Here is a 12,115-nt window from a genome sequence, read left to right as displayed (position 1 = left end):
GGCCGTTGTTGATTCCACGGCTCGCTGCAATACCAAGATAATGCGGAAGGTAGAAGGAACGAGCGGATGAAACGCTATTTGGAAACGGGAAACTTCGGCGTGGCGCAGGCGGCAGTTATGGCAGGATGCCGCGTTTTCTGCGGATACCCGATCACTCCGGCAACCGAGATAGCCGAAGCCATGTCCGGACTGCTGCCCCGCGTCGGCGGATTCTATGTGCAGACGGAGGATGAGACTGCCGCAATGCATATGGCGATTGGAGCGGCCCTCGGCGGTATGAAAGCCATGACCGCCACCTCAGGTCCCGGCTTCATCCTGTACGCCGACCCCTACGGCTGGGCGATTGGATGCGAGATCCCGCTCGTCGTCCTCAACTCGCAAAGGGTTGGGCCCGTCAGCGGAATTACCGGCGCTCCCGGCCAGGGAGAATTCTACCTCAGCCGCTATGTGACGCAGGGCGGCAACTTCGAGACAATCGTGCTCGCGCCGAACAGCGCGCAGGAAGCTTTTTTCCTGACTATTGAAGCCTTCTATCTCTCAGAACGCTTCCGGACCCCCGTCACCGTTCTCGCCGACCAGCTTATCACCGACGGCTGGGAAGACCTCAGCATCCCTGAGACCGACGAGGAAAAGCAGGCGATGGGGCTTCGTTTCGCCGAGAGAAAAGCGCATCCGGGCCCGCAGTTCTATCCGCCGACCGACGAGATCGATATTCCGCCCGTCGTCCTTGGCAAGGACACCGGCGCGCTCTGCTCTGATTGGACGCCGACCGAGGAAGGATACGACATCGAGACTGTCGAGGCGCAGCATAAACATGCCTATCGGCTGATTTACAAAATACGAAATCATCGGGATCTCATCACGCGGCACGAGTCCCTGTTCCTCGATGATGATCCCAAAATCATCGCGGTGGCCTTCGGCACGCCTTCACGCGTCGTCAAGACGGCGGTGAAAAAGGCGCGCGCGCAAGGAAAGAAAATCGGCATGATCAGGCCGATATCGCTGTGGCCGTTCCCGGACGAACTCTTCAAGCGAAACGCAACATATCTGTCGGTCGAGTTGAATTATGACGGCCAAATGGTGCGCGAAATTCAGCGAGCCGCCCCGCGCGAAAGTTCAGTGCATTTCTTCGGCAAATGCGGAGAACTGCCCACTGTGGCCGAATTAAGCCAAATATTCGACGACCTGCTCCAAGGCAAGCCGCCCCGCCGCCGCGGCTGGGAAACGGAGGCGTGGTAATGGATTATCTCGCGACCGAATACCTGCGCTCAAGGAAAATACCGAGCACCGCTTGTTCGGGCTGCGGACTCGGACAGTGCCATAAGGCGCTCGTCAAAGCGATCGACGGTGTCGGCTTAACGGTCAGTGATATCGTCTGGGGAACCTCCATCGGCTGTGCGGGCCGGCAAACGTTCGCCACCTGGAAAGGCGACAGCTTCGCCGGAACCCATGGACGCGTGTACGCGATTGCCCGCGGTCTGCGGCTGGCGCTCCCGCCGGAGAAGCGGATCGTTCTCACCGTGGGCGACGGAGATGCGTTCGGAATCGGCTTTAATCATCTACTCCATGCCGTCAGAACGAACGCGCAAATGACCATCATGGTCTGCGACAACCTCGGTTATCAATCAACCGGCGGACAGTTCGGATGGACGACTCCGCCGGGCGTTGTGACCGACAGCAGTCCCTACGGAATGTTTGAACCGAACTGGGTCCAGCCGGAACGTGATGTCCTGCGCATCCTGAAAGAAGCCGGCGCCACCTTTCTCGCGAGGCACGTGAGCATGGACGGCGCCTCTCTCGTCGAGAGCCTCACAAAGGCGCTTCAGAATAACGGGCTTTCGCTGGTCCACGTGGTCTATCCGTGCACCACCAACTTCGGAAAGAACGCGCTCGGCACGAGAAAACCAGTCGAGATATTCAATTGGATCAAACGGCACGCCGCGCCTCTGGGCAAGGAAAAAGAAGAAACCATCTGGCGCACCGGCATTTATCATGATGCGAGCAACTCGAGGCCGGAGTTTTCGACCCTCATGCGCCGCAAAGTCGATGAAATTCGCGGGAGATATTCCTGATGAACGAGCGCACCGAAATTCTTGCAAGCGGATTCGGAGGCCAGGGAGTCGTCCGCCTCGGACAGATCATCGGCGAAGCGGGCGTCCGACAGGGACTTCGCGTCAGCATGCTGAAAAGCCACGGAACCGAAATGCGCGGCGGCTATGTCCGCAGCCAGGTCGTGCTTTCACCAGAGATTATCGACAGCCCCATTTGCGAATCCCCCGACTGCTTCATCGCGCTCTCGGGCGCCGCTTACAACCAGTTCAAACGCCTGATGCCGGATTACGGACTGATTCTCTTCGATCCGGCTTTCGTCAATGAGACCGACTCAACGCTTCAATGCAGGCAGAAGGCGGTGCCGGCAAACGAACTCTCGGTCAAACACTTCGACGGCCCCCTGTTCGCAAACTCGCTCATGCTCGGCGTAGTCGCCGCCGCCGTTGACATCCTCAAACAGGACATCGTCCTCAAGAGCCTCCTGAGCGTCATGCCGAAATTCCACGACCAGAACCGCGAGGCATTCCGCATCGGCTATGATTTGTTCCGGAAATGAGCACTTACCCCCCAGCCCCGGTGCCCGCCGCAATGGTAAAACAGCAATGCGCACCCTCAGACACGTCGTCGATGAAAGAGCCGAGCAGCACCCGCAAAAAATCTTTCTGATTGCCCCCGAACCCCGCCTCGAGCTCACGTATGGCCGCTTGAGGCGCGACTCGATCACATTCGGAAAACGCCTGCTGGAAATCGGGCTTGCCAAAGGCGACAAGTTGTCCTACATGATGGGAAACGGCTATCAGACCGTCAAGATATTTCTCGGCGCGATGTATTCCGGCTTCACTGTCGCGCCCCTCAACCTGCTGGCCCAGCCGTCTCAGCTCGCCTACGTCCTCGATCATTCGGACACAAAACTCGTTTTTTTCACAGAGGACCACAAGGAAAAACTGGAGGCGGCGGTTTCCAAAATCAATCGCGGCATCCAACTTGTTCCGGTTGATAATGATTCGGAAATGATTTTCCCGGAGACTCAGGATCGCATGGATTTGTCTCTGCCGGATGTCGCTGAAGACGATGACGCGCTCTTGCTCTATACATCCGGCACGACCGGCCTTCCGAAAGGAGTCGTTCTCTCCCATAAGAACCTCTTGGCAGGAGGCCGCTTCACGATGATGGCTCACGCGCTCGGGCCGGACGACCGCGCCTTGTGTTCATTGCCCGTATACCACATCAATGGCGCCGTCGTGACCGTCATCGCTCCCCTCCTGAGCAGAGGAACCGTTGTCATGCCGCACCGGTTCAGCGTCAGCAACTTCTGGGAACAGCTATCGCAATACAACTGCACGTGGTTCAGCGTTGTGCCGACTATCATCTCATATCTGCTCAATTCAACCGATCTCGCCGGCAAAAACCTCGATCTCTCGCGGGTGCGCTTCGGCCGATCGGCTTCGTCCGCTCTCCCGCCCGCTCTGCATAAGGCATTCGAAGAGAAGTTCAACATCTCCATCATCGAAACCATGGGATTGACGGAAACGGCCGCCCCTATATTCTCCAACCCGCTCGACCCGGCCAAAAGAAAGTACGGGTCGCCCGGCTGCGCCGTCGGAAATGAAGCCAAAATCGTGGATCGTGAAGGCAATGAAGTCCCATACGGCACGCAGGGCGAGATCGTGGTACGCGGCGAGAATGTGATGAAGCAATACTATAAGGCGCCCGACATCACCGCCAAGGCGATCGAGCCGGACGGCTGGCTCCATACCGGTGACATCGGATACATGGACGCGGATGGATTCGTCTTCGTTACCGGGCGGATCAAGGAACTTATCATCAAGGGTGGCGAGAACATCGCGCCGCGCGAGATAGACGAGGCGCTGTATTGTCACCCGGCGGTGCTTGATTGCGCCGCCGTCGGCATTCCCGACGATCATTATGGCGAGGAAATCATGTGCTGCGTCGTTCTCAAGCCGGGCTGCCATGCGACAGAACAGGAACTGCAAAATCATTGCCGTGAATTACTGGGAAAATTCAAGACGCCCAAACTCATCAGACTCCTCGAGGAACTCCCGAAAGGCCCCTCCGGCAAAATCCAGCGCATGAAATTGCGCGAAATGCTCTAGAAAAGCATCTAGAATTATCGGCGACTCCACGCCTCCGATGCGTCCCCGCCGTCGCCTGCGCCCCCGTCTGACCTGTCCGACGTGTCTGACCCGGCCGACCTGTCCTACTCGTCCGACCTGTCCGTGTCCGTCCGTGTGTCCGTGTCTTCACTACCCTCTCACCACTCCAAATCCGACGCATATCCCAGCTCAACCAGCAGCTTCCCCGCAACCTCTTTTATGGCTTTCCTCTCTGCGACGGCGAGATCTTTTTTCCAGCGACCGGCGGAGCCGGTATAGAGCGGCTTTGATACCTGCTCGGCGCTCGACTCGCCGGCAAGGTTCCGCTCCTTCTCATAATACGCGAGCACTGTTGGATCCCACGGCTCGCCAATATGTATCAGCAGCCGCCTCAGCGTGTCCTCCGGCGAAATAACCAAATCCTCGTATTTTATCTCAAGGTACCGCGGGCGTATCGCCGGATTCGCGCCCGCGCGCCTGCCCATTGTCACCGCCGATACCCAATATTCCGCCGCTTTGCGGGAATCGCGGGTGTAATCGACGCGCTGGCCCGTTTGCGGATTGATCCAGTTCATGGTGAGCAGCGAACAGACAACATCGCGCCCGTCACGGATCACATGCACGAGCGGGCTCTCCGGAAACAGTGCGTGCAGGTGGTGAAAGAAAAAAACGTTGTTCGGCGATTTTTCGGCAATCCGCCTTTTGCCCGACTGCAGCCTGTATTTCTCCAGAAGCGAAAGCAGCATCTGCCGGAACACCTGGTTGATATCTGCCGGCGTCAGAAGGTATTCTTTCAGCGGCGGATAATGAGCGGTCTGAAACTTGTGCCACAAATCCGCCACAATCGGCGTCACTTTCAGTTCAGGGCCGCAGGCTATGTTCGGGTGCGAATCGAGGATCACGCGGATCAGAGTTGTTCCCGACCGGCCCGCGCCGCCGATAAATATGGGTGAATTTGACACCAACAATCCTTGCTTGCCTTTTGTGGAAACGAAGTTAAGGCTGGTAATAAACTACGGCCTTCTTCCTTTGCCGAGGATCTCCACCATTTCCCGGTGGATCCTGCCGTTGCTGGCGAGGATCTCTTTGGAATAAATCGAAAACGGCCCGCCACCCATATCCGTCACCTCTCCACCGGCTTCCTTCACCATGAGCGATCCGGCCGCCACATCCCACGGAAACAGCTTCAACTCCCAAAACCCGTCAAAGCGCCCACAGGCTGTATAACAAAGATCGAGTGCAGCCGAGCCGGCCCGGCGCACCGCCTGCGCACGAGGCAGCATGGCGTTCCAGTTGTCCACGTTGTTCGCCTCGCTCTCGCGCAGGTCGTACGGAAAGCCGGTCGCCAACAGCGAATTGTTGACGCTCGTGGTTTCCGAGACCGCTAGTTTCTTCCCGTTCAGAAATGCGCCCCCGCCGCGCACAGCGGTGAAGAGGTCGGAGCGGGTCGGATCATAAACGGCGCCCACTTCTATTGTCCCGCTTATTTCCAGCGCGATTGACACGCAGAAAAGCGGAAACCCGTGCGCGTAGTTCGTGGTGCCGTCCAGCGGATCGATGATCCACCGAAACTCCGCGCTCTTTTCGGGCATGTCGCTTTCCTCGGCCATGATCTGATGTTCGGGGTAAGCTTTCAGAATCTTCTTCTTTATCAATTCCTCCGACCTCACGTCCATCTCGGTCACAAGATTGATCGCTCCCTTGTGTTCTATTCTGCCGACCGACCCTAATGTTTTAATCAAAATTTTTCCCGCGGCCCTGGCCGCATCAACGGCCAGCTTTAAATACTGTTCCACCGGTTGCTCTTCAATTGGATCCTTCATAGAACCAGGTTTCTCCTCATTCGAATGTCTTCCGATGAGAGCGGTAAAGATACTCAAAATCTCCCGCAATGCCGAGCAAAAGCCACAAAACACATCGTTAGCGCTCTTCAAGCGCGAGCGAAGCTATCCGTCCGCGCGAGACTATGCGAGTATATCTGAATGCGATAATGATGGCAAGGATGGCAAGACGCTTCTTATTAGATTTGGACACGCTGTTTAACTCCGTCTCACCTGCTACAAAGAGCATCTTTTTGGGTGAAAAATGCTCGAGGACGCCTTGAAATCCGCCTGCGGCCTATGATAGGATTAAATAACGTTATTCTGGGGGTTGTCGAAGGATTGGTAAGAATGCGGATGACAAAGATTCTATGGCTGGCTGTTCCATTGGTTTTCCTTCTTGTTATTGGAGTAGCAATTATTGGCCCGGGCCGGAAACCACAGCCGGAGGTCAAAGGCCGCATTATCGTGGTTCAGGCTAATCCGTCCGATCCGGAAGATATCGAGCGCGCCCGCAAAAAGGCAAACGAGATTCACGAGCTCCTGAAAACGGGTGCGAATTTTGCCGAACTTGCCGGGTCCAAATCAGAAGCACTCAGCGCAAGTCATCGCGGCGATATGGGTTGGATCGGCAAAGGCGTCCTGCCTAAGAATCTCGAAGACGTCCTCTTCAAGCTGGAACCGGGTCAATTCAGTGAGATCATCATGGATATCGGCGGAGAAAGCGTGGTTTTCCGGATCCTGTATGTCGAAGAACGCCGGAACTTTTAACCGCTGCTTCGTCAAACCATTTCGTACCGCTCACGCCCGGGAAAACTGTTGCAAATTAATAGAGTACCCGCTATAATAATCACAAAGTTGTAATAGGACTGGCACTTGGGGTACCGGACAGCCTGTCGACGGCGAAAGGGGTCGGCCGCGGATGGCGTCTCCAAAAGTCGGTACGAATGAACTCGCAAGGCTCCTCTCCAAGCAGCAAGAGTCGGTGGTTCGGCAGACGGTTACCGATATTTTCGCAGTATCGTCGCTTCGAAAAAAGATCGCGGGAAGTCTATCCTCCGAACGATTCTCCGAACTTGCCGAAGATATTTACGTTTCACTGATCCCCGCCCTTTCATCTCAGAAGAGGCCGGCGACGCCTTCTTTCCGGTTGAAGAAAGCCCGGAAAAAATACCTCAAAGATCTTTCGCCGCACGAAGTCCAACAGCTTCAGCTCATCCTCTTTCAACACGCTCAGGCGGCGGTCCTGAAAGAATTGCTGCGACAGCCGGCAAAATTGCATCGGCTCTCGTCGATCCTGACCAGAAACATTCACCATCTCCTCCTGCAAAGCAGTGTGGCCGGCGAAAAGAGACAGTCGCGAGAGATCAGCCGCGCCGAAAACAAGTATTCCCGCCTGCTCAAAATGGCGAGCGATGCGATCGTGCTGGTCGAGTATGAGTCGGGTATGTTTGTGGAAGTCAATGAGGCGGCTTGCAGGCTGACCGGCTATACGGAGACGGAGTTGAAACAGACCGGCCTGAATTCGCTCGTCTCCGTCTTCGACCTGAACCTTATGATCGAAAAGATAAACGACGCCGTCGAGCAGGGAGCCGTCAGGTTCGACAACCTCTCCATCTTTTCGAAAAAACGGAATCCAATTCCTGTCGACGTGAGCGCCACCGCTGTTCTCATCGACGGGAAAAAATATATTCTTGCCATTATCCGTGACATAAAGGAACGGAAAAAAATTGAATTCGAGATCCAGCAGAAGGCCCTGCGCCTCCAGTTGATCAACGAAGTGGCGCGCGCGATCAGCTCGGCGGATCTGGCTATCGAGGCGGTCCTCACCAGTATTCTGAAAAGCATCGCCCGCGTCATCAAGGTCGAAGCAGGTTCCATCCTGAAGCTCGAAGACTCTCAACTGATTTTCCTGGCCGCCCTTGGTGAAAAAGCCGAATGCGTCAAACCGTTCCGCCTCAAACTGGGGCAGGGCATTGCAGGATGGGTGGCCGAGCACGAGAAAGCGGTTATCGTCCGCGACGTCCACAAAGACGAGCGCTATTATCCGCAGGTGGAACAGGCGACCGGCTTCGTCTCCAAATCAATTCTCGCCGCACCCATGAAGATCGGAAATGAGATCGTGGGCGTCATTGAACTCATAAACAAGGTGGGCGGCGCATTTACGAAAAAAGACCTCGAACTGATGGAGGTGATCTCAAGTTTCGCGGCAGTCTCGCTCAGACATGCGACGCTGTTTCACGAATGCACGGCCACACAGCTTCGCCTGTCGCAGTTGCGATCTCCCATAACCGCTTCAAGACTGGCGGGCGTAGTGGCCCGGGAAATGAAGGACCCCCTCGGGATTGTCAAAAACTATATCCGCATATTGGACGAAAAAACAGCCTCTGCCGAAAGTAAAGGCGAATTGGCCGTCCTTTCGGAAGAAGTGGATCGTATCGCGAATATTACCGACCAACTCCTGAATTTCTCCGAAGCCTATTTCGAAGAACCCAGGGATACCCCGATCAACCTCCTCATCGAGAACACAATCGCATCGGCTCGCGATAAGCTTCAGGCGGCCGGCATCAAAACGAAACTTGAGCTCGAACAAACGCTGCCCGAAGTCGTCGTCATCCCCAACCAGATGAATATGGTGTTTTCCAATCTTGTGCGCCTCGCCATGGCCGAGATGCCGCACGGAGGCACCCTCGCCGTCTGTACTCGCAGGGACGATCCCTTCTTGTGCGTCGAGTTCTCTAACTCCGCAGCCCAACATTCGCCGGCCGAGGCAAACGAGCTTTTCCTTCCTAGCGGCGTCGCGAAAGGACTTGTCCCGAAGGGGCTGGGATTGTACATGGTCCACAACATAATCCAGAGCTATGGCGGCGATATCAAGGTCGTCAACACGGGTGACGGAGGGAGTGTCTTCAGCGTCAGCATTCCCTTGAATCCCCCCTCATTTCTTCAAGAGGCGTCGCTATGAGACAAGCGGACGTTTTCTCCGGCATGACCAGGCAAACCTTGACCAGAAGGTTTGTCACCATCATGGCCGTGGGAGCCGGATTCGCCATTCTGTGCAGCGCCCTGTTCAGCTACTATCATGGCTACAAAATCCGCAGCGAAGGAGCGGGCGTCGCCGTACAGCGGGTGGCCGAAGGCCGGGCAAGTGAGATCCATACCGCCCTGAGCGCCGGACTTTCCCTGCTCGTAAGCCTGTCGCAATCCGACCGGTTACAGGAAGCAGTCAGCGACCAGAGCCAGAGGTATAGATCGCTTTCCGCCCCGGAAATCGCAGACCTCGCCATCAAGGAAATGGCGCTGTGGAAGGTATCCAGTCGCCCTCAGGCTGAACTGCAAGCCCTTCAAAATAATGAACTCGCCGCTGCCCTGCAGGCCGTGGCCATCGCATATCCGGGCTTCCGGCTCTTGCGCGTGATCGACCAGGCGGGAATCGTGATCGCGGCGTATGGCGAGTTGCACGGGCCCAGTGTCATCCAGGAAGAATGGTGGCAGCAGACAGAGGCGTTCGAACGCGACCGCCCGCGACTCTATGAACCGCTTTTCACCGAAGAACCCGCTTCCGTCGTCGTGCCCATGACCGTCCCCATTTTCCCTTCCGCGACCGGGTCCGCGCAATGGATCCTTTACGCTGAATACAGCCTCGACCACATGCTGATCCATGAAAAGTCACAGGAAATAACCGCCCTGCTCATCGGGGCAGGCAACGAGCGAAATCTGTGGGTTTTCAAGAATGACAGCCAGACCCCTCGCATGGTGAGAATCACCAGTGGACTCCAAAAGTTCGATTTCGGCGAGATCGGCCAGTCCCTGGTTCCTCTGGATCAGTTGGGAATTACCGCATTTGCCGGCTTCGCGCCCGTGTTGCGGCCGTCTTCCTCCCCGCCTCTCTTCACCTACGACGGAAGCGACTGGAGCGCAGTCGTCGCAATCCCGGAAGATATAGTCATGCGTCCGCTGAATTCACTTTTCTTCCAGGCGCTCATCTTCAGCGCGATCGTGCTGGTGTCGCTCTCGCTGAGCGGCTTGGCGATGGCCAGACGGGCGCTCAAACCGATCCGCGTCCTGCAACTGGGGGTGCAGGAGATTGGACAGGGAAACCTCGAGCACCGCATCGACATCAGAAGCGGCGACGAAATCGAACTGCTCGCCGTCGAATTCAACCGGATGGCGGACCGCATGCAGCGCGCGCAGGAACAGTTGCAGCGGCATAGCAAGGAACTCGAGCAGAAAGTCAACCAGTTGAGAAGACTGCAAGCCCAGTTGATGCAATCCGAACGCATGGCCGCCACCGGCGAACTGGCCGCGCAGATCGCGCACGAAATCAATAATCCCCTCGGCATTATCAAGAATTACGTCGGTATCGCCAAGCTGCTGATGCCCGAGGAAGACCCTAACCGCGAGAACATGAAAATCGTCGACCAGGAAATCAACCGGATTGCCGGCATCGTACGCAGGCTGCTGCGGTTCGCCAAACCGGGCGCCGAAGACATCCAATCGGTGCAGATCAACCAGGTCCTCGAAGAACTGCTGGCTCTGCTGAGAGGCCAATTGTTCCGGCGCAAGATCGAGGTTACCTCTGAACTGGCCGAAAACCTGCCCGAAGTCAACGTCTCCACCGACCAGATCAGACAGGTCTTCCTCAATTTGATAAAAAACGCGGAAGACGCAATGCCCGAAGGAGGAAAAATGACTGTTCGCACCCGCTACAGAAAAGGGCGGGTCGAAATCGATGTCGCTGATGACGGATGCGGAATTCCGCCGGAAAATATCAAGAATATCTTCGAACCGTTCTTCACGACCAAGGGCGTGAAGGGAACGGGCCTCGGCCTCTCGGTTTCATACGGCATCATCAAGAACTACAACGGAGAGATCAGCGTGGACAGCGAGCCCGGCCGCGGCACTACCTTCACCATCCAGCTTCCAGTCGTCAGCGACAAGGTGTTTCAGGTTATCCAGTCTTCATAATGCAAGAGAGGGGGTTTTCAGGTGGCCGAGAAGAACCGAATTCTGGTGATAGACGACGAAAAAAGGATGTGTGACAGCATCAAAGTCCTGCTGTCAAACATCGGATATGAAGTGGACACTGCCGAAAATGGGCGTTCTGGTATTGAGAAGCTGAAAAATCATACATTCGGCCTCGTCATCACAGATCTCATGATGCCCGAACTCGATGGCTTCGCCGTCATGAAGTACATCAAGGAGAACTGCCCAAACACGCTCGTGATCGTCATTACCGGCTACGCCTCAGTCGAGTCCGCCGTCAGAGCCATCCGCAGCGGCGCGTATGATTACATCCTCAAACCGTTCGATTTCGAAATCATTAAGATCTCGGTCGAGCGCGCCTGGGATAAGCTCAAGCTCGAACGGGAACTCGAAAAGACTCGAAAACTCGCCCAGGTCGCCGAGCGGGCCATCGCATTGAATAACGAACTTAATAACCCGCTTTCCATCACCTCCGGCTTCGCACAGCTCCTGCAGATTCGACTCGAAGAAAGCGGTGACAACACCACGAAGCGCCAGGTGAATTCCATTATCAAAGCCTCCGAAAGCATGCACCAGATGAACCTGCAGTTCCGGCGGTTCGCCCGAAGCCTGCTCAATGACAATTCCGGCCAGGATTTCGAAATGCTTTAGGACCGAGAGGGAGAAGCGCATGGTTGATAATAGGCAGATACTGATTATTGATGATAATGAAGAGGTCCGCCAGCTGTTCTGCGACATCATCGAGATCCTCGGCTATGCCCCGAGGCCCGTCGGCGGCGGCGTCGCCGCCCTCCAACAACTGAAGGCGACTCACTTCGATCTCGTCATCCTCGACATGCACATGCCCGACCTGAACGGATTGGACACCTTCAAGGCGATCCGTCAGTTCAATTCAAGTGTCCCGGTGCTCGTCACCACCGGATTCGGAATGGACAAGAACGTGCAGGAAGCCCTCAGTATGGGCGCACTTCTCTGTCTGGAAAAACCTTTCAATGTGAACCGCGCACTGAAAGTCATTCGCGAAATCGTCGAAAAAGAATCCCCGAGGAAGTAACGTTTTCCCTGTCCCCGCAGAATACGCCGCTTCTTCTCTGCCACCCACACTGATGATCGATTGACTGTCGTTTTCGCTCCATGTTATAA

11 protein-coding genes are annotated in these 12,115 nt (G+C 55.9%); 9 read left to right on the top strand and 2 right to left on the bottom strand.

Annotation, left to right across the window (positions count from 1 at the left end; translation table 11 throughout):
- Window positions 1-66: 66 nt before the first annotated feature.
- The 4 genes from C4520_05350 to C4520_05335 are packed head-to-tail and all read left to right on the top strand — an operon-like array spanning window position 67 to window position 4,166.
- Complete coding sequence (locus tag C4520_05350; GenBank protein RJP23868.1) at window positions 67-1,239, top strand: 2-oxoglutarate ferredoxin oxidoreductase subunit alpha; 1,173 nt, start codon at window positions 67-69, stop codon at window positions 1,237-1,239.
- Window positions 1,239-2,072, top strand: coding sequence for a 2-oxoglutarate ferredoxin oxidoreductase subunit beta (locus tag C4520_05345; GenBank protein RJP23867.1), 834 nt, complete (start codon window positions 1,239-1,241; stop codon window positions 2,070-2,072). Before C4520_05350 ends, C4520_05345 begins: the two co-directional genes overlap by 1 nt.
- Window positions 2,072-2,608 carry a 2-oxoglutarate ferredoxin oxidoreductase subunit gamma gene (locus C4520_05340; GenBank protein RJP23866.1) on the top strand — a complete coding sequence of 179 codons (537 nt, stop codon included), beginning with the start codon at window positions 2,072-2,074 and terminating at the stop codon, window positions 2,606-2,608. Before C4520_05345 ends, C4520_05340 begins: the two co-directional genes overlap by 1 nt.
- A 46-nt stretch (window positions 2,609-2,654) precedes the next feature.
- Window positions 2,655-4,166, top strand: coding sequence for a long-chain fatty acid--CoA ligase (locus C4520_05335; GenBank protein RJP23865.1), 1,512 nt, complete (start codon window positions 2,655-2,657; stop codon window positions 4,164-4,166).
- A 158-nt stretch (window positions 4,167-4,324) separates the two neighbouring features.
- Here the strand turns inward: C4520_05335 and C4520_05330 are convergent, their stop codons facing one another.
- Window positions 4,325-5,176 carry a sulfotransferase gene (locus C4520_05330; GenBank protein RJP23864.1) on the bottom strand — a complete coding sequence of 284 codons (852 nt, stop codon included), beginning with the start codon at window positions 5,174-5,176 and terminating at the stop codon, window positions 4,325-4,327.
- A 3-nt stretch (window positions 5,177-5,179) separates the two neighbouring features.
- A complete protein-coding gene (locus C4520_05325) occupies window positions 5,180-5,989 on the bottom strand; it encodes an inositol monophosphatase (GenBank protein ID RJP23863.1) in 810 nt (269 codons plus the stop codon).
- Between the two features lie 255 nt (window positions 5,990-6,244).
- Here C4520_05325 and C4520_05320 point away from each other — a divergent pair, with 255 nt between their 5' ends.
- The 5 genes from C4520_05320 (at window position 6,245) to C4520_05300 (ending at window position 12,026) form a co-directional block, all read left to right on the top strand.
- Window positions 6,245-6,757, top strand: a complete 513-nt coding sequence (locus C4520_05320) for a hypothetical protein (GenBank protein RJP23862.1) — start codon at window positions 6,245-6,247, stop codon at window positions 6,755-6,757.
- A 151-nt stretch (window positions 6,758-6,908) separates the two neighbouring features.
- The gene (locus C4520_05315) at window positions 6,909-8,951 is read left to right on the top strand and encodes a PAS domain S-box protein (protein ID RJP23861.1); all 2,043 of its coding nucleotides are present in this window, start codon (window positions 6,909-6,911) and stop codon (window positions 8,949-8,951) included.
- Window positions 8,948-10,954, top strand: coding sequence for a sensor histidine kinase (locus C4520_05310; protein ID RJP23860.1), 2,007 nt, complete (start codon window positions 8,948-8,950; stop codon window positions 10,952-10,954). The genes C4520_05315 and C4520_05310 overlap by 4 nt, the downstream gene beginning before the upstream one ends.
- 21 nt (window positions 10,955-10,975) lie before the next feature.
- On the top strand, window positions 10,976-11,623 hold the full coding sequence (locus C4520_05305) for a response regulator (GenBank protein ID RJP23859.1): 648 nt from the start codon (window positions 10,976-10,978) through the stop codon (window positions 11,621-11,623).
- Window positions 11,589-12,026: a response regulator gene (locus tag C4520_05300; protein RJP23858.1), complete on the top strand. Its 438-nt coding sequence runs from the start codon at window positions 11,589-11,591 to the stop codon at window positions 12,024-12,026. The genes C4520_05305 and C4520_05300 overlap by 35 nt, the downstream gene beginning before the upstream one ends.
- Window positions 12,027-12,115: the final 89 nt, after the last annotated feature.

It is taken from the genome of Candidatus Abyssobacteria bacterium SURF_5, from assembly GCA_003598085.1.
Lineage (GTDB): Bacteria > Abyssobacteria > SURF-5 > SURF-5 > SURF-5 > SURF-5.
The sequence above is the reverse complement of the archived record's forward strand: the minus strand, read 5'-3'. Positions and strand labels throughout refer to the sequence as shown.